This window comes from Sphingomonas sp. PAMC 26605 (genome assembly GCF_000241485.1).
Taxonomy (GTDB): Bacteria; Pseudomonadota; Alphaproteobacteria; order Sphingomonadales; family Sphingomonadaceae; genus Sphingomonas.
On the sequence record NZ_JH584241.1, the window covers coordinates 1,057,590 to 1,082,703 of the forward strand.

Below are 25,114 nucleotides of genomic sequence, written 5' to 3' on the forward strand. Positions count from 1 at the left end.
CGATAGCGGTTTAACGCTCCAGCGTCACCTGGATCGCGCAGGTCTTCGATTCGCCGGGCGCGACCTCGAATACGCCGGGCTTGGCGGTGAAGACGCCGGTGAAGCCCTCGGGGTCGGCGATGCCGTGCCACGGCTCGATGCAGACGTACGCCGCGCCGGGCTTGGTCCAGATGCCGAGCATCGGCGTATCGGCGAAATCGACGCGCAGCTGCGGACCGGTCTCGGCGCCGTAGCGCACGCTCTGCGACCGGACGGCGTCCCAGATCAGCGCGTCCTGCTCGAACAAAGCGTCGCGCAGACGCAGCGTGCGACCGTCCTCGAGCGGCGACGGCCGCTCCTGCGCGACGATCAGCCCGCCAGGGGTGAGTTCGCGCAACGGCTCGGGCTCGTCGACGGCGAAGACGATGCGATGCTCGGCGCGGGGCTTGCCATAGGGCAGCGGCCAGGCGAACGCCGGGTGGAAGCCGAAGCTCGCCGGCAGCGTGCGATCGCTCTCGCGATTCTCGATCTCGGCGTTGATCGCCAGCGTCGCGCCCTCGATCGAATAAGTCAGCCGCAGCGCGAACTTGCGTGGGTACACGGCAAGCGTCTCAGCGCTGTCTTCCAGCAGGAACACCGCGCGTGCGGCGCTATGCTCAACCACCGCAAAGCTGCTGCGACGCGCGAAGCCGTGCTTGCCCATCGTATAGTGCGCGCCATCCAGGCGCAGCGTGTCGCCATTGAGCCCGCCGACGATCGGGAACAGGATCGGCGCATGCCCCGTCCAGAACGCCGGGTCGGCATTCGTCATCAGCTCGCGCCCCTCGGCATCGCGGAGATGCGTGAGCTCGGCGCCGTAGGGGTTGATCGCGGCCGTCAGCTCGGGCGAGCCGATTTCGATCAGGGCAGCTTCCGTCATCACATATCCTCAATCAAGCACGCACCACATCCCCCACGCCGTCACCCCGGCCTTGTGCCGGGGCCCACCGCGCCGCGAACGAAGCAGGGCGTTCGCACGACGGTGGGCCCCGGCACAAGGCCGGGGTGACGGTTGGGGTCAGCCGCGCAGGCTCGCCCCAAGCTTGGCAGCCGCGGCAACCACCTTGTCGGCGATCGCCTTCAGATCAGCTTCGGCAAAGCTCTTTTCGCCCGGCTGGAGCGTCACTTCGACACCGAGGCTCTTATGCCCCAGCTCGACCCCCGCGCCGGTAAAGACGTCGAACAGGCGCGCCGCGACGATGTTCGCCTTGTCGGCGCCCTTGACCGCACGCACCAGTGTTTCGGCGGCGAGCGCCTCGGGCACCAGAAACGCGAAGTCGCGCCGCACCGCCTGCAACGCCGGCGGCGCATACGCCGCGCGCGCGAAGCCGGTCGAGCGCTTGGCGGGGAGCGCATCAAGATACAGCTCGACCGCCGCGACCGGGCCATCGAGATCGAACGCGCGCAGCGTCAGCGGATGGACCATGCCGAAGGTGGCGAGCACCGTCTTCGGCCCGAGCCGCAGCGTGCCCGACTGCCCCGGATGCCACGCCTCGCCGGCATCCCCCATCACCTGCAAATTCTCGACCGGCGCGCCGATCGCGGCGAGCAGGGCGAGCGCCTCGGCCTTGGCGTCGAACGCATCGAACGGCTTCGCCTTGCCCTCCTGCCAGCCGCGCGCGCGGTTCTCGCCGGCGAGCACGACGCCGAGCGTCGGATGCTCGCCACCGCTGAGGTAGCGGCGCCCGATCTCGAACAGCCGCACGCCCGCCGCGCCGCGCTTCATGTTGCGCTCGGCCGCCGAGAACAGGCCGGGCAGCAGCGACGGCCGCATGACCTTCAGCTCCTCGCTGATCGGGTTGGCGAGCGTCCACGCGCCGCCACCGATCGCCGCCGCCTGCGCGTCCGACAGGAAGCTCCAGGTCAGCGTCTCGTTGAGCCCACGCGCGGCGGCGGCGCGGCGCGCGCGGCTTTCGAGGCGCTGCTCGGGGGTAGCGGTCGGCTTGGCGACGCCCGCCGCGCGCGGGAGCGGGACGGGGGCGACCGAATCGATGCCCTCGATGCGGATGATTTCCTCGACCAGATCGGCCGGGCCGTCGACGTCGCGGCGCGCCGGCGGCGGCAACACGGTCCAGTCGCTCTCGACGGTGAAGCCGAGCGCGGTCAGGATCGCACGCTGGCGATCTTCCGCCACCGCTAGACCACCGAGCGTCTCCGCGAGCGCCGGATCATAGGCGATCCGCTTGCGCTCGAGCGGCGGCGTGCCCGAATAGGTCGGCGCGCTGGCGCTGCCGCCGCACAGGTCGAGTACCAACCGCGTCGCGATCGCCAGCCCCTCCTCGAGGAACGCCGGATCGACGCCGCGCTCGAAGCGCGAGCGTGCGTCCGAGGTCAGCATCAGCGCCTGGCCGGTGCGCGCGATGCTTTCCGGGTCGAAATAGGCGCATTCGATGATGACGTCGGTGGTCTCGGGCGAAACGCCCGAATCCTCGCCGCCCATGATGCCGCCGATGTCGTGGACGTGCGCCGCGTCGGCGATCACTGTCATCGTCTCGGCAAGCGTATAGGTCTTGCCGTTGAGCGCGACGACCTGTTCGCCCGCGGTCGCCCTGCGCGCGACGAGGCCGCCCGAAAGCTTGGCGCGATCATAGACGTGCAAGGGCCGCCCGAGATCGAACATCACGTAATTGGTGATGTCGACCAGCGTCGAGATCGGACGCTGGCCGATCGCGGTGAGGCGGCGGCGCATCCATTCGGGCGCCTCGCCGTTGGTCAGGCCGCTCACCCCCTGCGCGAAGAAGGCCGGGCAGCCCGCCGCATCGTCGGTGCGCACGTCGGGGCCCTCGCCTGCGCCCTCGACCGGCGCAAAGGCGAGCGGCTTGGCGGTGCCGAGCCCTGCGACGACCAGATCGAGCGCGATCCCGCGCACGCTCATGCAGTCGGGCCGGTTGGGGAGCACGTTGATGTCGATCACCGGATCGTTCAGCCCGGCATAATCGGGATAGGCCATGCCGATCGGCGCATCGGCGGGCAGCTCGATGATGCCGTCATGGTCCTCGCCGAGCTCGAGCTCGCGCGTCGAGCACATCATGCCGTTCGATTCCACCCCGCGGATCGCCGCGACCTTGAGCACCATCCCGTTCGACGGCACCGTCGCGCCGGGCGCGCCGAACACGCCGACGAGCCCCGCGCGCGCATTGGGCGCGCCGCAGACGACCTGGAGCGGGCCGTCGCCGGCATCGACCGAGAGCACCTGCAATTTGTCCGCCTGCGGATGCGGCGCGGCGCTGAGCACCTTCGCCACCCTGAACGCGGCGAGGCTGGCGCCGGGGTTCTCGACGCCTTCGACCTCGAGGCCGATGCGGGTCAGCGTCTCAACGATCTCGTCGAGCGAGGCGTCGGTGTCGATATGCTGCTTGAGCCAGTCGAGCGTGGTCTTCATTTCACACCGTCCGTCACCCCAGCGAAAGCTGGGGTCTTTGTGGGGCTGGGCGCGCGCGCGCCAATCTGGAGACCCCAGCTTGCGCTGGGGTGACGATGGTGGGTGGGGCGGCGCGATACGAGGATCATGCCCCCACTCCCTGGCTGAGCGTCGGCACGTCGAGTGCCGAGAAGCCGTAATGCTTCAACCAGCGCGCATCGCCTTCGAAGAATGGCCGCAGATCGTCCATTCCGTACTTGAGCATCGCGAGCCGATCGACCCCGACCCCGAAGGCGAAGCCCTGCCATTCCTTGGGGTCGAGCCCGCACGCCTCGATCACCTTGGGATGGACCATCCCGCTGCCGAGCAGCTCCATCCACCCTTCCGACCCACCGAGCGTGCGGCGGCCCTTGACCGTGGTGTAGCCGACATCGACCTCCGCCGACGGTTCGGTGAAGGGGAAGTAGCTCGGGCGCAGGCGGAGCACGATGTCGTCGCGCTCGAAGAACGCCTTGAGGAAGGTCTCGAGCGTCCATTTGAGATGACCGAGCGTGATGCCCTTGTCGATCACCAGCCCCTCGATCTGGTGGAACATCGGCGTGTGCGTCGCGTCCCAGTCCGAGCGATAGACGCGGCCCGGCGCGATGATGCGGATCGGCGGCTCCTGCGCCATCATCGTGCGGATCTGGACGGGCGAGGTATGCGTGCGCAAAACAAACATCTCCCTCTCCCCTTCAGGGGAGAGGGAGAAGAAGGCGACACGTAGAAGGTGTCGTGCATCGCACGCGCGGGATGGCTCTCGGGCATGTTGAGCGCGGTGAAATTGTGCCACTGATCCTCGATCTCGGGACCGGTCGCGACCGCGAAGCCGAGGTCGGCGAAGATCTCGGCGAGTTCGTCCATCACCTGGCTGACCGGATGCACCGATCCTTGCGGCGCGGCCTCGGCGGGGAGCGTCATGTCGAGCGTCTCGCTGGCGAGCCGCGCGTCGAGCTCGGCGCGGTCGAGCGCGGCCTTGCGCGTCGCGATCGCGGTAGTGACCGCCTCGCGTAAGCCCTGGATCCGCGGCCCCTGCACCTGCCGCTCGTCGGGCGACATGCCACCCAGGGTCTTGAGCAGCGCGGTCACGCTCCCCGCCTTGCCGAGCAGGGCGACGCGCTGCGTCTCCAGGCTATCGAGCGTTTCCGCTGCGGTGATCGCGCCGAGCGCATCTTCGCGCAGCTGGTCAAGGTCCGTGGTCATCGTCTTCCCGTCCAATTCGCCGTAGCCGATAACGAAAAGGGCGCGGGTGGCCTAGACCACCCGCGCCCCAAATCGCGTTTGCCTGCAGGTCGCCTTAGGCGGCCTGGGGCAGAGCCGCCTTTGCCTGCGCGATGATGACGCTAAACGCGGCAGCCTCGTGCATCGCCAGATCGGCGAGGACTTTGCGGTCGAGTTCGACGCCGGCGAGCTTCAGGCCGTGCATGAACACGCCGTAAGTGAGGCCCTCGACGCGGACAGCTGCGTTGATGCGCTGGATCCAGAGCGCGCGGAAGTTGCGCTTCTTAACCTTGCGATCGCGGTAAGCGTACTGGCCGGCCTTCTCGACGGCCTGACGGGCGATACGGATCGTGTTCTTGCGACGGCCATAATAGCCCTTCGCCAGATTGAGGATCCGCTTGTGCTTTGCGTGGGTGGTTACACCCCGTTTTACGCGTGCCATTCTCTAATTCCTTCCGCTCAGCCGAGACCGTAAGGCGCCCACGCCTTGACGGTTGCCGTATCGGCCTTGGACAGCAGCTTGGTGCCGCGGTTCTGACGGATGTACTTGCTGTTGTGGCTCATCAGTCGGTGACGCTTGCCGGCGACGCCATGCTTGAGCAGGCCGGTTGCGGTGAGCTTGAAGCGCTTCTTGACGCCGCTCTTCGTCTTGAGTTTGGGCATTTTCGTCCTTTCCAAATATGCGACGATCTATGAACGGCCACGGCAGCCCATACCGGCCGGGCAGTTCTTCTTACGCGCAGGAGGAGGGGCGCTTAAGCGAGAGTCGCGCGAAACGCAAGGCGGCAATGCGCGGGCGCTGTCCTACATGCGGCGAATCTGCTAGGGTGGCATCCGCTCTTTGAAATGGTCGAGAACCGAAGTGCCGCGCGGCCTGCCGGGCGCAGACGTCTGCCCAACACCCGTCACCCCAGCGAAAGCTGGCGTCTCACGCCGCGAGCGCGCTGCCCGCGGCGCGAGATCCCAGCTTGCACTGGGAGGACGAAGGGCCGCCGTTCGCGCATTGGCACACAATCAGAAACGATCGCGCAGGTCGAATTCCGTCCGGGGGTCAATCGAGTCAACCACCGCACGGTTCGTCGCAACCTCAATGCCCGCGGCAGGCGAGCGACTCGAGAATCTCCTCGATCCGCGCCGGATCGCCCGCCGCGACGACCTCGCCGACCGAATCGGCGGTGAGCGGGTCGCCCTGCCAGTCGCACATCCGCCCGCCCGCGCCCTCGACCACGGGCACCAAGGCGGCAAAATCGTGGAGCTTCAACTGCGCCTCGACCACCACGTCGAGCCAGCCACTCGCGACGCAGCCGTAATTATAGCAATCGCCGCCGAGCACGGTGCTCATCACCGCACCGTCGAGATGCTCGAACGCGTGGAGCTGCGAATCGTCGAAATGCGCCGGCGAGGTCGTCGCGAGCAACGCCTTGCCGAGATCGGCACAGCGCCGCGTCGCCGCGGGCTTGCCGTTGAACAAGGTCGGCTTGCCCATCACGCCCGTCCAGCGCTCGCGCAGGATCGGCTGGTCGATCACCCCCATCATCGGCCAGCCCTCGATCACCAAGGCGATCAGCGTCCCGAAGATCGGCCGCCCGGAGATGAACGCGCGCGTCCCGTCGATCGGATCGAGCACCCAGGCGCGCCCGCTCGTGCCTTCCTTGACGCCATATTCCTCGCCGATGATCGCGTCCGCCGGGTAGGCGCGCTCGATCAGGCTGCGCATCGCGGCTTCCGCAGCGCGATCGGCCAGCGTCACGGGCGAAGCGTCGTCCTTCGCCTCGAGCCCGTGCTCGGCACGGTAATAGGGTCGGATCGCGGCGCCCGCGGCATCGGCGAGGGCGGCGGCTAGGGCGAGGTCGGTGTCGGTAACGCGCATTGCCTCTGCCTAGAGCGACTGGCATGCTTTCGCCAGCCCGACCCGCGGGGGAACGCGCCGGGTTTGGGTTCGCCGTTGGTTTGGGGGAAATCCTGATGTCTCGTCCTTTGCTGCTGGTAGCAGGCGCAGCGGTCGCGTGCGCCAGCCCGGCGGCGGCACAAGTGCGACCGCTGGTCGACCCGCCGGCCTCGGCCGACGCAGCGCGCGCCGGCGTCGTCGTGTTCCTGCTCAACGAAGGGGCAAGCGCAACGCCGGCACAGGGTCCCGCCGAAATCGAAACGGTCGCGCGCGACGGGACCAGGCTGCGGCTGGTCGCGCTTCCTGCCGCCGCGTCGAGCGTCGCTGCCGGCGGCTTCGCCCGCGTCCGCTACCGGCTCGCCGACGCTGCGCCCGTCGCGCTCGCGGCGACGCCGCCCGACGCGGCACCGCCCCGAGCGCCGGCCGCGGCGATCGGCGAGAGCGTGGTCACCACCTCGCGCGGCGGATCGGGCGCGTTCCTCGACCGGCTGCACCCGTATGCGCCGATCTACGGCGTGTTCGGCGCCGGCGACTCGGGCGCAAAACTCCAGGTCAGCTTCGATTTCCGCGTGCTCGGCCGCGACGACGGGCCGCGGCTCGACGTCGCGTACACGCATACGATGTTCTGGGCGGTCGACCGGGCCTCGACCCCGGTCCGCGCGCAAGGCTACAGCCCCGAGGTGTTCGTCGATGTGCCGGTTTCGCCCTCGCTGCTGATCGGCGGTGGGTTTCGCGAAGATTCGAACGGCGGTGGCGTTACCAACTCGATCGACGTCAATCGTCTGTATCTGCGCGCGCACAAGACGTTCGATCTGGGCGACCGCTGGCGGCTGGCGCTGGCTCCGATGGTATGGGGCTATTTCGGCGATCAGGGGCTCGCGCCCGATCTCGACCGCTATTGGGGCTATACCTCGCTCGGCATGACGCTTGGCCAGCGCGACGGGTGGAAGCTCGCGGTCACCGGGCGCGGCAATCCCGGCACCGGCAAAGGGAGCGCCGAAGCTTTCCTCTCCTATCCGCTGGTGCGGATCGACGATCGCCTGCCGCGTCTCTATCTCTTCAGCCAATTCTTCACCGGCTATGGCGAGACGCTGGTCGAGTATAACCGCAACGTTAGCCATGCGCGCTTCGGCATCGCGCTGACCCGGTGAGCGCCTCGCGGGGTCGCCGACCCGGTCACCCAATTTTAGCAGTTCGCGGGTAAGCGGACGAAACGGCCGGCTCATCCGGCACACGATGCTGGGGGGATTCGACGGCGATGGGTCTAGCGAGGAGCACACGGCTCGTGACCGCCGATGACCGGGCCGGGCAGATCTTCGATTGCGTCCGCGCCTTTCTGACGCTGCACCGGCTGAGCGCGGATCCGATCCATTACGCCTTCGCGTACGAGGTGGTGTGCAATCCGACCGGGGGTCTCGCGCAATCGGTTGCGACGATGACCGAGGGCGGCATCCGCCTGTCGGCGCGCGATATCGTGACGCTCGGCGGGGGCACGCCAGGGGCACCGGCAGACCAGGCCCAATCCGACGGGCTGGTTGCGCAGACGCAGATGCAGGTCGAGGGCTTCACCGACATGGTCCGCTCGATCCGCGCCGAGACCGCCGATTTCGGCCGCGATCTGGCGGCGAGCGCGACCGCGATGCGCGCCGGCACGGGCGGCGGCGAAGTGGCACGGTTGACCGCGGTGATGCTCGATCGCGTTCGCTCGGCCGAGGCGCGCCTCCACGCCGCGACCTCGGAGGCCGACCAGCTGCGCGCCAAGCTCGAGGAGGCTCGCGGTGATGCGCGCCGCGACCCGCTGACCGGCCTGCCCAATCGCCGCGCGTTCGAAGAGGCGTTCGCCGAGCAGAGCGCCCGCGGAACGCGGCTGTGTCTCGCCGTGTGCGACGTCGATCGCTTCAAGCGCGTCAACGACCAGTTCGGCCATTCGGTCGGCGACCGGGTACTCAAGGCGATCGCCGAGGCGTTGAGCGCGGCGTGCGACGGGCATTTCGTCGCGCGCTACGGCGGCGAGGAATTCGTCATTCTGTTCTCGAACGTCGATCTGTCGCACGCGCATCTGACGCTCGAATCGGCGCGATGCACGGTCGATGCCAAACGCTATCGGCTGCGCGAGACCGACATGCCGCTCGGCGCGGTGACCTTCTCCGCGGGCCTCGCGTCGGCCGAGCCGGGCGAGACGCTGGGCGCTACGTTCGGCCGCGCCGACAAATTGCTGTACGCGGCGAAAGATAGCGGACGGAACCAGGTCCGGTGTCCGTAGCAATTTGCACTGATCCTTGGCGAAAATTCCCATTCTGCGCCATGTCCTCAACCGGGCAATCACTATTTTACGCCGTAAAACAACTGCTTAATCAAATGGCACGACGCATGCAACGCTCCTGGCATAGACGCTTCGGATGGTCCGGAGCGCTAGATGACACAGGGAATGCATCATGACCGTCCGTTTCGAATCGCTTCAGCGCGTCGCCGTTTCGCTCGTCGCTGCGCTCATGCTTACCGTCGTTCTGGCTTCGACCGCCGTTTCGCTCGCCCCGATCGCCTGATCGGGAGCGGGCGGCTCGCCCCAACAACCGGAAGATCCTGACTGAAAAGGTCCGACACGGCGGCGGGGCGAGCGGATCGCCCGGCGCCTGGTCGCTTCGAACCCGACATTGACACCGACGCCCCCCCAACAGCGGAGTGCTCGCTGCGCGAACCGCAGAAGTGGGCGGCGGTGCAGCTTCGCAAATGGTATCCCTTCACCGCCACCCTACCCCCCCCGCTCGAACCGACGCCTCATACGACAGCGGGACGCGCGCGGGCTTCGGCTCGCCTACGATCGGGGCGACCCCGCGCCGCGCGTTGAGCGCCACAAGCCTCGAGGGTATCGGCGCTCGCCGCGGGGATCGACCGCAGCACCTCGCGACCGACACGAAGACGGCGGGTCTACAGACGCTCGATCCAATCATCGCGACGCGAGCGGTCTCGGCGAGCGATCCGCTCGGCATCAACACCGCCGGCACCGCGGTTGTTGCGGATCACCGATACGGCCTGGCTGCGGCTGAGGACGCCCGACCGTCCCGACCGGGCTCATCACGAGGCTCCGCGGTCGTATTGATCGACTTGTAGGGGGTGCCGGGCGCGAAGGGGGGCACGCCCGGCACAGACTGAACGGACCGCCGCTACAATGGTTGCCTCGGTCTAAAGTTTGGGGGTGCGCGCGCGAGATCCGGCCGCGCCTGCGAATTGATGCGGCTCCCGCCGCGCTTTGGCGCTAGGATGAAGCGGGGCCTTTCGCCCCGGTCAGGAACCGTGATGGCGAAGAGCCAGAAGAAATCGAACAAGGAAGTGCGCAAGCCCAAGGCCGAGAAGGCGCCCAAGGCCAATGCCTCGAACCCGACCAGCAAGGGTCAGCCGGTCCCGATGGTCACGATCAAGAGCTGAGCATGAGCGACACCGACAGTTATGTCTATGACGAGGCCAGCGGCGAATGGGTCGCCGCCGCCGACGCCCCGGCCGCCGCGGCCGACGCTGCCGTCGTCGTGCGCGACTCGGTCGGCAACGTGCTCGCCGATGGCGACCAGGTCACGCTGATCAAGGACCTGACGGTCAAGGGCGCGGGGCAGACGCTCAAGCGCGGGACGCTGATCAAGGCGATCCGGCTGACCGGCGACGCGCAGGAAATCGATTGCCGGTACGACGGCATCAAGGGTCTCGTGCTGCGCGCCGAGTTCGTCCGCAAGCGCTGACGGTTCGAGGCATGCAGCCGTTGCCATCGCCATGGCGCGACGCCTTGGCGGATGAGGTCGCGCAGCCGTATATGCAGGCGCTCGATGCGTTTCTCGCTGCCGAACACGTGGCCGGAACGACGATCTTCCCCCCGCGCGCGGACTGGTTTCGCGCGCTCGAGCTGACGCCGCCCGACGCGGTGCGCGTCGTCATCCTCGGGCAGGACCCCTATCACGGTCCGGGCCAAGCGCATGGATTGAGCTTCTCGGTGCAGGACGGCGTGCGGATCCCGCCGAGCTTGCGCAACGTCTACAAGGAGCTCGAGACCGATCTCGGCATCGCACCGGCGCGGCACGGCCTGCTCGAACATTGGGCGAAGCAAGGCGTGCTGCTGCTCAACGCGGTGTTGACGGTGCGGATGGGGGCAGCCGCGTCGCACCAGAAGCGCGGGTGGGAACGCTTCACCGACGCCGTGATCCGAGTCGTGGCCGAATCGCCCGAACCGACCGTCTTCCTGCTGTGGGGGGCGCACGCGCAGAAGAAGGCGGCGTTCGTCGAGGACGTGACGCAAGGCGGCCGGCATCTCGTGCTGAAGGCGGCGCATCCCTCGCCGCTGTCGGCCTATAACGGGTTCTTCGGCAGCCGCCCCTTCTCCGCCGCAAATGCTTTCCTCGTGGCGCATGGCCGCGGCGCGATCGACTGGGCCTTGCCGCCGCGCGCCTAGCCGCGCTGCCGCGCCGCCATCCGCGCAACGCCGAGCATCGCCGCATCCGACAGCACGGTGCCGGCATTGGACGGCGCCATCGTCGCGCGCTCGGCGCGGCGGACGCGGTCGACCGCGTCGCTGATCTTGGCCGCCGACCAGATTCGCAGCGCGGCCGCGGTCGTCGCGCGTTCGCGGAAGAAGACGCGCTCGATCACGCTGTTGATGTTCGCGCCATTGTCGATCTCGGCGCGCAGTTCGGCAAGGCTCATCAGACGGCGGACGAGCTGGCGCAGCAACGGGATCGGCGAGACCCCCGCAACCGCAAGGCGCGCGAGCTCGTCGCCGAGCACGACCGGGCCACCGCCGATCGCCGCATCGATCGCGCGCGACATTTCCGAATCGCCGAGATCCGCCCCGATCGCATCGAGCGCGGCATCGTCGAGCTCGCGCGGCCGCTCGGGCGCGGCGTCGAGATAGAGCGCGATCTTCTCGAGCTCGCGCGTCATCACCGCGCGGTCACCCGCCGCGGCGAGCGCGATCCGCGCGGCGGTGCCGCCCATCGTGCGCAGGCCCTGCTCGCGTGCGATGCTCGTCGCGATCTTGTCGGCCTCGCCGCCTTCGGGAACGTAGAACACGCACGACATCGCGCGCGGATCGCTCGTCGCGAGCTTGACCAGCGCCGAGGTCGCCTTGGCATTGGGCGCGAGCAGCACCACCGGATTGCCGGCGCGCTCGGCCGACAGCAGCAAGGTCGCCGCCGCAACGCTTTCCTCGCCCGCACCCGCGACGCGGATATGGCGCGCGGTGCCGAACAGCGACATCGACGCCGCCTCGTCGGCGAGTCGCCCGGGATTGGCCTTGAGCAATGCCGGCTCGAGGTCGACGCGCTCGGCATCGGGCCCGAGCGCGCGTGCGACACGCGCGGCTATGTCGCGTGCGCCCGCCTCATCGGGGCCGTAGAGCACGTAAAGCCGGATGTCGGGATTGCCGCTCTCGATCGCGCGCGTCAGCTGGTTGAGATTGGCTTTCACGACGCCCGCCCGCGGGGCATGTCAGCGCGGCTCGGGCGCGGTACGCTGGACATAGGTGGCGACGCGCGCGACGATCTGGTCGGCGACGATCTGCGACAGCCGCTCGAGCGCGGTGTCCTCGGCGGCAATCGTCGCATATTCCGAATTGACCGCGTCGATGCCCGCGTCCGACCCGGCGGTGGCGTCGAGCAGCACCGACCCGTTCGACAGGTCGACCAGCTGATAGCGCGCGCGCAACGTCCGGCGCTCGCGCGAGATGGAGTTGTCGCGATTGACGCCGAGCCCGGTGATCTGGTCGTCGAGCTTGATCTCGAGCCGGTAGCGCGGCGTCGCCTGCGCGTGGAGCCGGTCGCGCAGCGCGTTGCCCATCATCCAGCCCGATTTGCCTTCGATCGGCCCGACTTCGATCTGCGTCAGCCCGCTGGCGACGGTGCCCGAACCGCCGCCCGAATAGAGCGGATGCAGGCCGCAGCCCGCCAGCGCGAGCGCGGAGAACGGCACGAGCAAGGCAAGCCGCCGCATCATGCGACGATGTTCACGAGACGATCGGGCACGACGATGACCTTCCGGGGGGCTTTGCCTTCGAGGATGCGGACGATCTTGTCCGAGGCGAGCGCTGCGGCCTCGACCGCATCGCTCGGATGGCCCTTGGGCATGGTGAGCGTGTCGCGCAGCTTGCCGTTGACCTGCACCGCGATGGTGACCTCGTCCTCGACCAGCAGCGCGGCATCGACCGCGGGCCAGGGCGCGTCGGCGATCAGGCCTTCGTTCCCCGCCGCGGCCCAGGCCTCTTCGGCAAGGTGCGGCGCCATCGGCGCGACGAGCCGCATCAGCGTGGCGATCGCGGTGTCGCGCGAGGCCGAGGGCTCGGCGCGTTCGATCGCGGCGGTCAGCTCGTACAATTTGGCGACCGCCTTGTTGAAGCTCAAAGCCTCGATATCGAGCGCGATGCCGGCGATGCTCTGGTGGAGCTTGCGGTCGAGCGCGGCGTTCTTCGCACCGCCTTCGCCTGCACGCTCGCCGTCGAACAGCCGCCACAGCCGCTGGATGAAGCGCCACGAGCCTTCGATCCCGCTCTCGCTCCACGGCAGATCGCGCTCGGGCGGCGAATCAGACAGCATGAACCAGCGCGTCGCGTCGGCGCCGTACTGATCGACGATGCCGGTCGGGTCGACTGTGTTCTTCTTCGACTTCGACATCTTCTCGACGCGGCCGACGGTGACCGCTTCGCCGGTCGCCTTCTCGGTCCAGCCGTCGCCGCTGCGGACGATATCGTCGAGCGAGAGCCAGAGCGGCTTGGTGATGCTGTCGACGCCGTCGCTGCCGAGCTCGGTGACCTGGCGGCTATAGGTCTCGTGCGTGACCATGCCTTGCGTGAACAGGCCGGCGAAGGGCTCGGCCACGTCGAGCAGCCCGATATGCTTCAGCGCACGCGTCCAGAAGCGCGCGTAGAGCAGGTGCAGGATCGCATGCTCGACGCCGCCGATATATTGCGCCACCGGCAGCCACTTTTCCGCGACGGCGCGGTCGAACGGCTTGTCCTTCGGCTGGCTGGCGAAGCGGATGAAATACCACGACGAATCGACGAAGGTGTCGAGCGTATCGGTCTCGCGCCGTGCCTGCCCGCCACACGACGGGCACGCGACATGCTTCCACGTCGGATGCCGATCGAGCGGGTTGCCGGGGATGTCGAACGACACGTCCTCGGGCAGCACGACGGGGAGCTGGTCCTTGGGCACCGGCACCGCGCCGCACGCGTCGCAATGGATGATCGGGATCGGCGTGCCCCAATAGCGCTGGCGGCTGACGCCCCAATCGCGCAGGCGGAACACGGTCGAGCCCGTGCCCCAGCCCTCGCCTTCGGCACGCTGGATGACCGCGCGCTTGGCGTCCTCGACGTCCATGCCGTCGAGGAAGTGCGAGTTGACGAGCGTGCCGGGGCCGGTCGCGGCCTCAGTGCCTTCGAACACGGGGTCCGTCACGTCACCGTCAGAGACGACGCGGCGCACCGGCAGATCGTATTTCCGCGCGAAATCGAGATCGCGCTGGTCGTGCGCGGGAACGCCGAACACCGCGCCAGTGCCGTATTCCATCAGCACGAAGTTCGCGATGTAGACCGGCAGCTGCCAGTTCGGATCGAACGGATGCGACGCGGTGATGCCGGTGTCGAAGCCGAGCTTCTCCTGCGTATCGAGCTCGGCCGCGGTGGTGCCGCCGCGCTTGCACAGCGCTATGAACTCGGCCGCGGCGGGGTTCGTGGCGGCGAGTGCCTGCGCGATCGGGTGATCGGCGGCGACAGCCACGAAGCTGGCACCGAAGATCGTGTCGGGGCGGGTGGTGAACACCTCGACCGACGCAATCCCCCTCCCGCTTGCGGGAGGGGTTAGGGGTGGGCTCGCGCTATCCGCGTCAGCTTCCGTTGAAAGCGCGCGCCCACCCCCGGCCCAGTTCGGGGTCGGATGTGCCCCCGGCACATCCTCGACAGCGCGGGGCGCTGTCGACCCCGAACTCGCGAGCGGGAGGGGAGCAGAAGAAGAAGACAGCGAGAACCGGAACGTCAGCCCGCGGCTGCGCCCGATCCAATTCTCCTGCATCAATTTGACCTTGTCGGGCCAATGCTCGAGCCCATCCAGGCCCTCGAGCAATTCATCGGCAAAGTCGGTGATCTTGAGGAACCATTGCGACAGCTTGCGCCGCTCGACCAGCGCGCCCGAGCGCCAGCCGCGCCCGTCGATGACCTGCTCGTTGGCGAGCACGGTCATGTCGACCGGATCCCAATTGACCGAGCTTTCCTTGCGATAGACCAGGCCCGCCGCGAACAAATCGAGGAACAGCGCCTGCTCGTGCCCGTAATAGTCGGGCTCGCAGGTCGCGAGCTCGCGGCTCCAGTCGAGCGCGAAGCCCAGCCGCTTGAGCTGCGCCTTCATCGTCGCGATATTGTCGCGCGTCCAGCCGCCGGGGTGGACATGCTTTTCCATCGCGGCATTCTCGGCGGGCATGCCGAAGGCGTCCCACCCCATCGGGTGGAGCACTTCCATCCCCGTCATCCGCCGATAGCGCGCGAGCACGTCGCCCATCGTGTAATTGCGGACATGGCCCATATGGATCTTCCCCGACGGATAGGGGAACATCTCGAGCACATAAGAGCGCGGCTTGGTCGAGTGATCGTCAGCGGCAAAGGTGGCGCGGTCGTCCCAAACCTTCTGCCAAGCCGCGTCCGCCTTCAGCGCATTGAAGCGTGACGCCATAAGAGTGCTGCCTCAGCCCGCGACGGCGGCGCGACGCAGATCACGCGCCTTGGTCAGGATGATGTCCTCGAGCTTCTGGACGGTCGCCGCCTGGACCGGCGCCGCGACCCATTGCCCGCCCTGGTTGACCTGGCGAAGCGCCGCGACGCGCAGGCCGTCGGCGCGCAGATCCTGGTCGAGGATCGTCACCGTCACCTTGACGCGTTCCGAAGGCGCTGCCGGGTTGATGTACCAGTCGGTGACGATCACGCCGCCGTTCGAATCGGTCTGCAGCAGCGGCATGAAGCTCAGCGTGTCGAGGCTCGCGCGCCACAGATAGGCGTTGACGCCGATCGTGGTGACCTTCGATGCAGCGAGATCGGGATTGGCGATACGCGCGCCCTTGTGCGCGCAGGCGCCGAGCGACAGCGTTGCGGCAAGCGCACAGGAGAGCACGACAAGGGTGCGGGGCGCGGTGCCTGGGCGGCGGATCATCGGCGGTTCCTGAGCAAACGGGGACTTGAGAGTGGCGGTATCTATAGAATGTTGCACGTTCGCCGCAAGCAACACCTCGGGCCTCCCGTCGGCAGGGATCCAAGCCGCCTCAGCGCCGTTTAGCCTCGCCTGTCGCCAAGGTGTGTCCTTCGTGACACTCTTCGAGGAAATTGCGCCGTTACAGTGGCACGACGGAATTGAATCGTGATAGGCGCGTTGTCAGATAAGGGGTGCCGAAGCGGCACGCAGAGGGGTTGCACGTGTTGTCTGCTCGTTGGTTGTCCGGGATTGCTGTGGGGTCGCTTGTCGCCCTCGGCTTCGCCGTGGCCCCGGCACTTGGCGCGAGCGATACGCCGACGGCACGCTTCGCCGCCAAGCGCCCCGTATTCGTGCGGGGCATCGGCTCGTTCACCCCGGCATCGGCCGACCCTCGGCTCGCTGCGATCTTCGCGCGCGGCGGTCTCGATACCAGCGGCTTCCGCTTCACGCCGTCCGACGCGCGCGGCGACGCTGCGCATCCGGTGACGGTGGCGATTCGCGCCCGCTCGGCGCGCGGCATCGCCGTGGTCGATCGCACCGCGCCGCTTCCGGCCTCGACCACCAGCCTGACGCCGATCGCCTACAATCTCGGTGTTGCGGTCGGCTGGAAGCGCTTCGCCGTATCGGGCGACGTCTCGAAGGTCGATCTCGCCGGCCTGCCCGGCGGTCGCGAGGCGGCCGATCTCGGCGTCAGCTATACCGGCAACCGCTTCACCGGCCGCGTGAAAGCCGCGACCGACCGTCCGCTCGCGGGTGCGCCCAAGCTGATCGAGGATGCACCGGCCTATTCGATCGACGTCGGCGGCTCGTACGCGCTGACGCGGCGGATCGATGTCACCGCGGGCGTGCGCTACAAGGCCGAGCGCGAACGGCTGATCGAACAGCCCGCCGCCGATGCGACGCGCCGCGACAGCCAGGCCGTCTATGTCGGGACCGCGTTCCGCTTCTGATGCGGTTCAGGGCGTAAGCCCATCGATCGCTGCCCAGCCGACAAAGCCCAGCGCCTTGATTCGCATGAACCGCCTCCGCGTCATCCCGCCGAGCGCGATCGCAGGAAGCCGCGCCGCGCGCGCGATCGCAGCAGCGCGCAGCGGGCCAAGCGCGCGCGCGCCGATATGCGTCCGCGTCGGATAGACCGGCGAGACCAGAACCAGCGCCGCCCCGGCACGACGCGCGGCGATCGCCTCGCGAATCGTATGCGCCGGGTGCAGGAGGCGGCGTTGCGCGGCGCCTCCGCCCTCGATCAAGACCAGCCCGCGCGATCGCGCCATCCGAGCGATGCGCGCGTACAGCGCCGCGCGCTCGGGTGGCGGGGTTCCGAAATGCCGGAATACGACCCCGCTACCGCGGGGAAGACCTGCCAGTGCGGGCCATAAGGCGGCACCCATGCGTTCGTCGGTCATCAGCCACAGCGTCGGGACCGGGAACCTACGGCTATTGGGGTGACGCGGGGGCATAGTCCCGCCTATAGCGCCGCCAATGTCCAGCGACGACCCTCTCCCACCCGCCGCCGCGCTCGCCGCGGTCCAAGCCAAGATCGCCCACGCCGCCGCGCTCGCCGACCGCAAGGCCGGGTCGGTGACGCTGATCGCGGTTTCGAAGACCAAGCCCGCCGAGGCGATCGCGCCGCTGCTCGCTGCCGGCCAGCGCGCGTTCGGCGAGAATCGCGTCCAGGAAGCGCAAGGCAAATGGCCAGCGCTGCGCGAGACCTACCCCGATGTGGCGCTGCATCTCGTCGGTCAGCTGCAATCGAACAAGGCCGACGATGCGGTCACGCTGTTCGACGTGATCCATTCGGTCGACCGCCTTTCGCTCGTCACCGCGCTCGGCCGCGCGATAGACAAGCACGGCCGGCGGCCCGACTGCTTCCTTCAGGTCGATATCGGCGACGAGCCACAAAAGGGCGGTTGCCCGATCGCCGACTTGCCCGCGCTGCTCGCCGGGGCACGCGCGGCAGCGCTGCCGGTTATCGGGCTGATGGCCGTCCCCCCGGTCGAGACCGAGGCCGCCCCCTATTTCGCGCTGCTCGCCAAGCTCGCCCGCGACAACGGGCTCGACGCGCTCAGCATGGGCATGTCGAGCGATTACGAAACCGCCGTGATGCTCGGCGCGACGCATATCCGCGTCGGCACCGCTCTGTTTGGAAGCCGTTCATGACCTTCGACGCGATCATCTTCGATTTCGACGGCGTACTGATCGAGAGCGAGGCCGTCGGCAATCGCCAGATCGCCGCTTATCTGACGAGCATCGGCCATCCCACCACACCGGCCGATTCGTTCGCCAACTTCATGGGCCTGTCAGGCGCGTCGTTCATCGGCGCGGTCGAGGATTGGATCGGGCGCCCGCTGCCCGACGATTTCCATACCGCGCGTCGCACCGAGGATGACCGCGTCATGCGCGAGGGCATCGATGCGGTCGAAGGCGCGGTCGCGTTCGTACTCGACCTGCCCGTCGGCCTGCCCAAGGCGATCGCCTCGTCGAGCTCGACCGCGTGGATCGCGCGGCATCTCGAGCATATCGGCCTGCGCGAGGCATTCGGCGACCGCTTGTTCTCGGGCAAGGAGCATGTCGTCAACGGCAAGCCAGCACCCGATATCTATCTCCATGCCGCCGCCGCGCTCGGGGTCGATATCGCGCGCTGCGTGATCGTCGAGGATTCGCCCGTCGGCGCGACCGGTGCGGTGGCATCGGGCGCGCACGTCATCGGCTTCGTCGGCGCGACGCATTGCGGGCCCGACCATGCCGACAAGCTGCGCGCGATCGGTGTGCACGACGTCGCCGAAGACTTCGCGACCGTCCGGCGCCTGCTCGGCTAGAATTGATGCCCGGTGCGGTCGCGCTTGGTCGCGAGATAGCGCTCGTTGTGCGGGTTGGCGGGGAGGATGTGCGGCACGCGCTCGACCACGCCGATCCCGGCCGCCTCGAGCTGCGCGACCTTCTGCGGATTGTTGGTGAGCAACCGGACCGAGGTCTGGCCGAGCAGCTCGAGCATCCGCGCGGCAACCGCGAAATTGCGTGAATCGACGGCGAAGCCGAGCCGCGTGTTGGCGTCGACCGTGTCGAACCCCTTGTCCTGCAGCGCATAGGCGCGCAGCTTGTTGATCAGCCCGATCCCGCGCCCTTCCTGACGCAGGTAGAGCACGATCCCCCACCCGCTCACCGCAATCGCGTCGATTGCGGCATGGAGCTGCGGGCCGCAGTCGCATTTGAGGCTGCCGAGCATGTCGCCGGTCAGGCATTCGCTGTGCAGCCGCACCAGCGGCGGTCCGCCGTCGGGGGTACCGATCAGCAGCGCGATATGCTCGCCCGGCATCTCGGGGGTGCGGAACGCAACGATCTCGGCATTCTCGGCGCCGACCACCGGGAGATGCGCCCGCGTCGCGATCGTCAGCCGCGCGGCATCTTCATGCGCGTCGATATCGCCCGGCGTCAGCACAAGCGCGGCGTCGCCGTCGGCTATCGCGAAGAAAGCGGGAAGCACACCACCGATCCGTGCCAGACGCAGCGCTGCCGCGCCCGCGTCGCACGCGTCGAGGTGGATCGCACGGAACGGCCCCTTGAGCGGCGTGTCGAGATCGAATTGCGGATCGGCCAGCGCGGTCGCCATCGCAAAGTCGATCCACGGCACGCGCTCGACCAGAACCGGCGCATCGGGCGCCGCCGCTTCGAGCTGGTTGGTGAGCTTGAGCGTCGCCGATCGCCCTGCCGAGAGCAGCAGCGGCGCGCGGGCCTCCGGATCGAACGCAGCGAGCCGCGCCAGGTCGGCGGTCTCGATCGGCAACAGCGCGAGCGTGCCGTCGGCTCCGGCGATCGCGACTGGCCAGCCGCGGCGCAGCGCGTCGATCGCGAGCGCGGTCTTGTGTGCATCGCCACAGATCGGGTGGCTCATATCGCGAATTCAGTCATGATCGGCACATGGTCGGAGGGTTTGAGCCAGCTGCGGCATTCCTCATAGACATGGTGCCGCGTCGCCTTGGCCGCAACGTCGGCGGTCGCCCACATATGGTCGAGCCGCCGGCCGCGATCGTTGACCGTCCAATCGACCGACCGATAGCTCCACCAGGTGTGCAACCGCGCCGGCGCCGGGAAGAAATGCCGCCCGAGATCGACCCAGCTGTTCGACGCCTTGAGCCGGTCCATCGCCGCGACCTCGATCGGTGTATGGCTGACGGTCTTGAGCAGCTGCTTGTGGCTCCACACGTCCGATTCGAGCGGGGCGATGTTGAGGTCGCCGACGAGCAGCGTCGGCACATTCAGCCCCTGCGACCACTGCGTCATGCGCTCGAGGAAATCGAGCTTCTGGCCGAACTTCGGATTCGCCTCGCGGTCGGGCACGTCGCCACCCGCCGGCACATAGACATTCTCGATCCGCATCCCCGATTCGAGCCGCACGCCGACATGGCGCGCCTCCTGATTGGCCTGCCAGTCGAAGCGGTCATCCGCGACCAGCGGGACTTTCGACAGGATCGCGACGCCGTGGTGCATCTTCTGCCCGTGCAGCACGATGTGGCGATACCCGAGCGCGCGGAATGCCGCGGTCGGGAAGTCGTGATCGACGACCTTGGTTTCCTGCAGACAGAGGATGTCGGGTGCCATCTCGCGCAAGAATTTCTCGACGATGTCGAGGCGGAAGCGGACCGAATTGATGTTCCACGATACGATCTTGAGCGGTGTCGTCATGCGAGCGCTGTAACCATCGCGGCCGTCCCACGCCACCCGTCGCTACCGGACCCCGGTACCGGACATGGAAAGGCCCTCGCTCCGGGGGCATGGAGCGAGGGCCGACCTAGCGTTCGTCACGCAGGCGGGAAGCAAGGGTCCGGGCAACAGGGGGAAAAATCCCGGTAGCACCTCACATCCGCGATTTGAGTGTTAGGCCTGCAAACCTGTCGCCAATATGAACCGATCCTAGCCCAGGTTATTTTCTGCCCGATGCGGGCGTCGGATCGCGCCATTGGAACGCCGAGTTGCTGACGGGCGCGTTGAACCGCTGGTTCGACAGGCGAATCGTGGTGCGATTGTTCTGCGAATCGAGCGCGACCCAGCCTTGCAACATCAACCCGCCCGGTGCGGTCGCATTGCGCACGAACACCAGGCTGATCCGGCCGTATTCGGGATGCTTGGGGTCGGCGGCGTCGACCGCGACGGTCTCGGGGTTGCCCGTCGGCACGACGCTGGCGATCCCGCGCATGTCGCGCGACGGGTCGAGCAGAATCCCGAGCGGCGAGCCGCCGATCGGCCAGCGCTGCTTCTGCCCAACCGAGTAATCGAGGAACCACAGCGACTTGCCATCGCCGACGATGAGGATCGGCACGCCCTTTTCATATTGGAAGCGGATCTTGCCGGGCTTCTTGAGCGTCAGCACGCCGGTCAGCACTTTTCCCGCGCGATCGGTCTGGGTGAACGACGCGGTCATGCTCTCGACCGATTGCAGGTGCTTCTGCACCAGCGACAGGTCGGCGACGGGCGCGGCCGACACCAGGGCCGGCGCGGCGAGCGCGGCAAGAAGCGATGGGTAACGAAGGGACACGAATAATCTCCTGACGCGGCCGCTTAAGCCCGCAGCGGCTTGAACCCGCTCTGAACCAAAGGCCTTACACCGGGTTCCCGTCGCGGTCGCGCAACACTTCGCGGCGCCCGACATGATCGGGGCGGCCGACGATACCGTCCTTCTCCATCCGCTCGATCAGCCGCGCCGCGCTGTTATAGCCGACACGCAGCTGGCGCTGGAGCCACGAGGTCGAGGCTTTCTGGCTTTCGACGACGAGCTGGATGGCGGTGCGATATTGCTGGTCTTCGGCGGTATCCTCGCCGGTCGGCGCGCCGTCCATCGCGAAGCCGTCCTCGGGCTCCTCGGTGATCGCCTGGTTGTAATCGGGCTGCCCCTGTGCGCGCCAGTGATCGGTGACGGCGCGGACCTCGTCGTCCGACACGAACGGACCGTGGACGCGGACGATGCCCTTGCCGCCGGGCATGTAGAGCATGTCGCCCTTGCCGAGCAGCTGCTCGGCGCCCTGCTCGCCCAGAATCGTGCGCGAATCGATCTTCGACGTGACGTGGAAGCTGATTCGCGTCGGCAGGTTCGCCTTGATCACGCCGGTGATGACGTCGACCGACGGGCGCTGCGTCGCCATGATCAGATGGATGCCCGCCGCGCGTGCCTTCTGCGCCAAACGCTGGATGAGGAATTCGACTTCCTTGCCAGCGGTCATCATCAGATCGGCGAGCTCGTCGATGATCACGACGATCTGCGGCAGCACCTGATAGTCGAGCGTCTCTTCCTCATAGATCGGCGCGCCAGTACCGGGCTCGTACCCCGTCTGCACCTTGCGCCCGAGCGGCTGGCCCTTGGCCTTGGCCGCGCGCACCTTGTCGTTGAAGCTCGCCAGCGAGCGCACGCCGAGCGAGGACATCTGGCGATAGCGATCCTCCATCTGCTCGACGGTCCATTTCAGCGCGCGTACCGCCTTCGACGGATCGGTCACCACCGGCGCGTAGAGATGCGGGATGTCCTCGTACATGCTCAGTTCGAGCATCTTGGGATCGATCATGATCATCCGGCACTCTTCGGGCTTGAGCCGGTAGAGCAAAGACAGGATCATGCAGTTGAGCCCGACCGACTTGCCCGACCCGGTCGTCCCCGCGACGAGCAGATGCGGCATCGGCGCGAGATCGGCGATCACCGGGTCCCCCGCGATATTCTTGCCGAGCACCAGCGACAGCGAACCCGGCTGGTCGTCGAGCGAATCGATCAGTTCGCGCAAGCCCACCGTCTCGCGCTTGGCGTTGGGCAGCTCGATGCCGATCACGGTGCGCCCCGGGATCGTCGCAACGCGCGCCGACACGGCCGACATGTTGCGCGCGATATCGTCGGCGAGCTGGATCACGCGGCTTGCCTTGATGCCGGGAGCCGGCTCGAGTTCGTACATCGTCACGACCGGGCCGGGCCGCACGTTGATGATCGATCCCTTGACGTGGAAGTCGCTCAGCACCGTCTCGAGGAGGCGCGCATTGCGGTCGAGCGCGACCTTGTCGACCGGGCCGCCGACTGCCGGGGGCGCGGGGTTGAGCAGGTCGAGCGAGGGCAGGTTCGAGGCATCGCCGAAATCCATCGAGGTCTGTTTCGCGCGCGGTTTGGCGATCGTCACCGGGGTCATCGCGCGATCGGCGATCACCGGGCCGGGGCGGACGTCGGGGCTGGCGAGCGCGCGCGGCATCGAAAGCTTGCGCGGGCTCGGCTCGGGCGGAAGCACGTCATCCTCCATGTCGACGATATCGCGGTCGCGGCGCTGGTCGCTCAGCCGCTTGGGTTCGCGCGCGATGCGCGGCGCGCGGTCGCTGACGTCGATCGTGAAGCTATAGCCCCAGGCCGCGAGGCCAGCGAGCCCGAGGCCGGCGGCGATTCCGCGCGTCGTCCACAATTGTGCGTTCGCGTCTGGAAGCAAGCCGATCAGTGCGCGCACCGCGTCGCCAAGGCCGAGCCCGAGCGCACCGCCATAGCCCGCCGCCAGCGAAGGCACCGCCGCGCTCCAGATCAACGCGAACGCCGTCCCGATCAGCGCGATGCCGCCGAGCGACGCCCCGAGCATCAGCCGCCAGCGGCCGACCGGCACCGCACGCCACAGCCGCAGCGCAATCAGCGACACCGTCGGCAGGAGCGCCACGACCCCCGGCCCGAGCAGCCAGAACGCCGCATCGGCGACGAGCGCGCCGGGCCGACCGAGCCAGTTGCGCGCCGCAGCGCCCGAAGCGGTGTTGAGCGACGGGTCGCTGGCATGATAGCTCGCGACCGCGACGACGAACAATGCGACCAGCACGACAAGCGCGATCGCGGTGATCAGCGCGCCGCTGCGCACCGCGCCGGCCTTGACGGTCTCACGCCATAAGGGTGGCTGCGCGCGGCTCGCCATGATCTGTGTCCCGATGTTCGCTGTCTGTGCCGAGATTCATCGCGCGCGGCGGGTTCGACGTCAAGGCTTTGCGCATAGGCCTTCGAGGCTATGCGGGCTGGCGAGCGGCCGGACGAGGCGCTACAGCAGACGGCATGGACACAGCAGACGTCATCATCCTCGGCGGCGGACTCGTCGGCAGCGCGCTCGCCGTGGCGCTCGACACGCATGGGCTCAGCGCGATCGTCATCGACATTGCCGATCCGGCGGTGATTCTTGCCGCAGGCTTCGACGGCCGCGCCTCGGCGATCGCCGGCGCGCCGTGGCGGATGCTGCAGGCGATCGGCGTCGCCGACCGGCTGACCGAATTCGCCTGCCCGATCCAGGGGATCCGCGTCAGCGACGGGCTGGAGCCCGGCGCGCTCGATTTCGAGCCCGAGCCGGGCGACGGTGCGCTCGGCCATATGGTCGAGAATCGCAAGCTGCGCGCGGCGCTGTTCGAGGCGGCGTCGGCCGCGCGCAATGTCGACGTGCGGATGCAAACGCGCGCGGTGTCAGTCGAGCGCGGCGCGGCCGGTGTCACGCTCACGCTCGATTCGGGTGCGGTGATCAAGGCGCCGCTGCTGATCGCTGCCGAGGGCCGAAACTCGCCGACGCGCGAGGCGGCGGGGCTGCGCGTCGCGCGCTGGAGCTATGACAATGCCGCGATCGTTACGTCGCTGCACCACGAATACAGCCACGAGAACATCGCGTTCGAGATCTTCTACCCCGACGGCCCGTTCGCGATCCTGCCGCTCAACGACGACGAACAGGGGCATCGCTCGTGCATCGTCTGGTCGGTGACGCACGACCAGGCGCCCGGGATGATGAAACTGTCCGATCGCGGCTGGCTCGCCGAGGCCGACAAGCGCATCGGCGGCTTCCTTGGCAAGCTCGGGCCGCTCGGCGCGCGGATGAGCTATCCGCTCGGCTTCCACCATGCCGCCAGGATCGTGTCGGACCGGCTCGCGTTGGTCGGCGACGCGGCGCACGGCATCCATCCGATCGCGGGCCAGGGCGTCAATGTCGGCTTCCGCGACGTGGCGACGCTGGTCGAGGTGCTGGTCGACGGCAAGCGCACCGGGCTCGACCTCGGCGACCCGCAACTGCTCGCGCGCTACGACCGCTGGCGCAGCCTCGACACCTTCATGGTGGCGGCGGCGACCGACGGCCTGACGCGGCTGTTCGGCATTCCCGGCAAGACCGCCAATGCGGTGCGGCGGATGGGGCTGTCGACGGTGCAGCGCGTGCCGCCGCTCAAACGCCGCTTTATCGCCGAGGCGCGCGGCGAGAGCGGGGATGTGCCGAAACTGTTGCAGGGGATAACGGTTTAGGCTCGCGACGGCAGCGCTCGCGTCAGCGTCGATTGGGTTCGCGCAGAGGCGCGGAGGACGCAGAGGCGAGTGTTGCGAGGTACGCGCCCGACTCGCATAGCGCTTCCCCGGCGACG

At 68.1% G+C, this 25,114-nt stretch carries 23 protein-coding genes and 1 pseudogene; 9 read left to right on the plus strand and 15 right to left on the minus strand.

Features of this window, described 5'->3' with window-relative positions; translation table 11 throughout:
• Window positions 1–10: 10 nt before the first annotated feature.
• From RH90_RS04785 to hisN, 6 genes and pseudogenes are all read right to left on the minus strand, one after another.
• Window positions 11–898, minus strand: a complete 888-nt coding sequence (locus RH90_RS04785; protein ID WP_010184215.1) for an aldose 1-epimerase family protein — start codon at window positions 896–898, stop codon at window positions 11–13.
• A 138-nt stretch (window positions 899–1,036) separates the two neighbouring features.
• Window positions 1,037–3,400, minus strand: coding sequence for a phenylalanine--tRNA ligase subunit beta (gene pheT / locus RH90_RS04790; RefSeq protein WP_010184216.1), 2,364 nt, complete (start codon window positions 3,398–3,400; stop codon window positions 1,037–1,039).
• 124 nt (window positions 3,401–3,524) lie between these two features.
• Window positions 3,525–4,621, minus strand: a pseudogene (pheS, locus tag RH90_RS04795) (phenylalanine--tRNA ligase subunit alpha).
• A 94-nt stretch (window positions 4,622–4,715) separates the two neighbouring features.
• Window positions 4,716–5,081: a 50S ribosomal protein L20 gene (gene rplT / locus RH90_RS04800; protein WP_010184217.1), complete on the minus strand. Its 366-nt coding sequence runs from the start codon at window positions 5,079–5,081 to the stop codon at window positions 4,716–4,718.
• Between the two features lie 17 nt (window positions 5,082–5,098).
• On the minus strand, window positions 5,099–5,302 hold the full coding sequence (rpmI, locus tag RH90_RS04805; RefSeq protein ID WP_010184218.1) for a 50S ribosomal protein L35: 204 nt from the start codon (window positions 5,300–5,302) through the stop codon (window positions 5,099–5,101).
• Window positions 5,303–5,726: 424 nt separating this feature from the next.
• A complete protein-coding gene (hisN, locus tag RH90_RS04810) occupies window positions 5,727–6,509 on the minus strand; it encodes a histidinol-phosphatase (protein ID WP_010184220.1) in 783 nt (260 codons plus the stop codon).
• A gap of 95 nt (window positions 6,510–6,604) precedes the next feature.
• Here hisN and RH90_RS04815 point away from each other — a divergent pair, with 95 nt between their 5' ends.
• From RH90_RS04815 to ung, 5 genes are all read left to right on the plus strand, one after another.
• Complete coding sequence (locus RH90_RS04815) at window positions 6,605–7,678, plus strand: phospholipase A (protein ID WP_086011197.1); 1,074 nt, start codon at window positions 6,605–6,607, stop codon at window positions 7,676–7,678.
• A gap of 107 nt (window positions 7,679–7,785) precedes the next feature.
• Window positions 7,786–8,790 carry a GGDEF domain-containing protein gene (locus RH90_RS04820; RefSeq protein ID WP_029625039.1) on the plus strand — a complete coding sequence of 335 codons (1,005 nt, stop codon included), beginning with the start codon at window positions 7,786–7,788 and terminating at the stop codon, window positions 8,788–8,790.
• A gap of 1,034 nt (window positions 8,791–9,824) precedes the next feature.
• A complete protein-coding gene (locus tag RH90_RS24585; RefSeq protein WP_268249508.1) occupies window positions 9,825–9,953 on the plus strand; it encodes a hypothetical protein in 129 nt (42 codons plus the stop codon).
• 2 nt (window positions 9,954–9,955) lie between these two features.
• On the plus strand, window positions 9,956–10,258 hold the full coding sequence (locus RH90_RS04830; RefSeq protein ID WP_010184223.1) for an alkylphosphonate utilization protein: 303 nt from the start codon (window positions 9,956–9,958) through the stop codon (window positions 10,256–10,258).
• 11 nt (window positions 10,259–10,269) lie between these two features.
• On the plus strand, window positions 10,270–10,962 hold the full coding sequence (ung, locus tag RH90_RS04835; protein ID WP_010184224.1) for a uracil-DNA glycosylase: 693 nt from the start codon (window positions 10,270–10,272) through the stop codon (window positions 10,960–10,962).
• Here the strand turns inward: ung and RH90_RS04840 are convergent.
• From RH90_RS04840 to RH90_RS04855, 4 genes are read right to left on the minus strand one after another with little or no spacing between them, the layout of a single operon-like run.
• The gene (locus tag RH90_RS04840) at window positions 10,959–11,975 is read right to left on the minus strand and encodes a hypothetical protein (RefSeq protein ID WP_010184226.1); all 1,017 of its coding nucleotides are present in this window, start codon (window positions 11,973–11,975) and stop codon (window positions 10,959–10,961) included. The genes ung and RH90_RS04840 overlap by 4 nt on opposite strands.
• Before the next feature lie 21 nt (window positions 11,976–11,996).
• Complete coding sequence (gene lptE, locus RH90_RS04845) at window positions 11,997–12,500, minus strand: LPS assembly lipoprotein LptE (protein WP_010184227.1); 504 nt, start codon at window positions 12,498–12,500, stop codon at window positions 11,997–11,999.
• Window positions 12,497–15,223 carry a leucine--tRNA ligase gene (gene leuS, locus RH90_RS04850; RefSeq protein ID WP_010184228.1) on the minus strand — a complete coding sequence of 909 codons (2,727 nt, stop codon included), beginning with the start codon at window positions 15,221–15,223 and terminating at the stop codon, window positions 12,497–12,499. The genes lptE and leuS overlap by 4 nt, the downstream gene beginning before the upstream one ends.
• Window positions 15,224–15,235: 12 nt before the next feature.
• A complete protein-coding gene (locus tag RH90_RS04855; RefSeq protein WP_010184230.1) occupies window positions 15,236–15,697 on the minus strand; it encodes a DUF3576 domain-containing protein in 462 nt (153 codons plus the stop codon).
• A 323-nt stretch (window positions 15,698–16,020) separates the two neighbouring features.
• On the opposite strand from RH90_RS04855, the gene RH90_RS04860 reads away from it, so the two are divergent.
• Window positions 16,021–16,686 carry a hypothetical protein gene (locus RH90_RS04860; protein WP_232280300.1) on the plus strand — a complete coding sequence of 222 codons (666 nt, stop codon included), beginning with the start codon at window positions 16,021–16,023 and terminating at the stop codon, window positions 16,684–16,686.
• A 6-nt stretch (window positions 16,687–16,692) separates the two neighbouring features.
• Here RH90_RS04860 and RH90_RS04865 read toward each other — a convergent pair whose 3' ends face one another.
• Window positions 16,693–17,139 carry a thiamine phosphate synthase gene (locus RH90_RS04865; protein WP_232280301.1) on the minus strand — a complete coding sequence of 149 codons (447 nt, stop codon included), beginning with the start codon at window positions 17,137–17,139 and terminating at the stop codon, window positions 16,693–16,695.
• Between the two features lie 76 nt (window positions 17,140–17,215).
• On the opposite strand from RH90_RS04865, the gene RH90_RS04870 reads away from it, so the two are divergent.
• Together RH90_RS04870 and RH90_RS04875 are read left to right on the plus strand one after the other, a co-directional pair.
• Window positions 17,216–17,893 (plus strand): YggS family pyridoxal phosphate-dependent enzyme, encoded by a 678-nt coding sequence (locus RH90_RS04870; protein WP_010184234.1) that lies wholly within the window; start codon window positions 17,216–17,218, stop codon window positions 17,891–17,893.
• Window positions 17,890–18,552, plus strand: a complete 663-nt coding sequence (locus RH90_RS04875) for an HAD family hydrolase (RefSeq protein ID WP_010184235.1) — start codon at window positions 17,890–17,892, stop codon at window positions 18,550–18,552. The genes RH90_RS04870 and RH90_RS04875 overlap by 4 nt, the downstream gene beginning before the upstream one ends.
• Here RH90_RS04875 and ribA read toward each other — a convergent pair.
• The 4 genes from ribA to RH90_RS04895 all read right to left on the minus strand — a co-directional run bounded on the left by ribA (window position 18,549) and on the right by RH90_RS04895 (window position 23,646).
• A complete protein-coding gene (ribA, locus tag RH90_RS04880; protein ID WP_010184237.1) occupies window positions 18,549–19,625 on the minus strand; it encodes a GTP cyclohydrolase II in 1,077 nt (358 codons plus the stop codon). The genes RH90_RS04875 and ribA overlap by 4 nt on opposite strands.
• Complete coding sequence (locus RH90_RS04885) at window positions 19,622–20,416, minus strand: exodeoxyribonuclease III (protein ID WP_010184238.1); 795 nt, start codon at window positions 20,414–20,416, stop codon at window positions 19,622–19,624. The genes ribA and RH90_RS04885 overlap by 4 nt, the downstream gene beginning before the upstream one ends.
• A gap of 238 nt (window positions 20,417–20,654) precedes the next feature.
• The gene (locus tag RH90_RS04890) at window positions 20,655–21,266 is read right to left on the minus strand and encodes a LolA family protein (RefSeq protein WP_010184240.1); all 612 of its coding nucleotides are present in this window, start codon (window positions 21,264–21,266) and stop codon (window positions 20,655–20,657) included.
• Window positions 21,267–21,330: 64 nt separating this feature from the next.
• Window positions 21,331–23,646, minus strand: coding sequence for an FtsK/SpoIIIE family DNA translocase (locus RH90_RS04895; protein WP_010184241.1), 2,316 nt, complete (start codon window positions 23,644–23,646; stop codon window positions 21,331–21,333).
• Between the two features lie 134 nt (window positions 23,647–23,780).
• On the opposite strand from RH90_RS04895, the gene RH90_RS04900 reads away from it, so the two are divergent.
• Window positions 23,781–24,998 carry a UbiH/UbiF/VisC/COQ6 family ubiquinone biosynthesis hydroxylase gene (locus tag RH90_RS04900; protein ID WP_010184242.1) on the plus strand — a complete coding sequence of 406 codons (1,218 nt, stop codon included), beginning with the start codon at window positions 23,781–23,783 and terminating at the stop codon, window positions 24,996–24,998.
• Window positions 24,999–25,114: the final 116 nt, after the last annotated feature.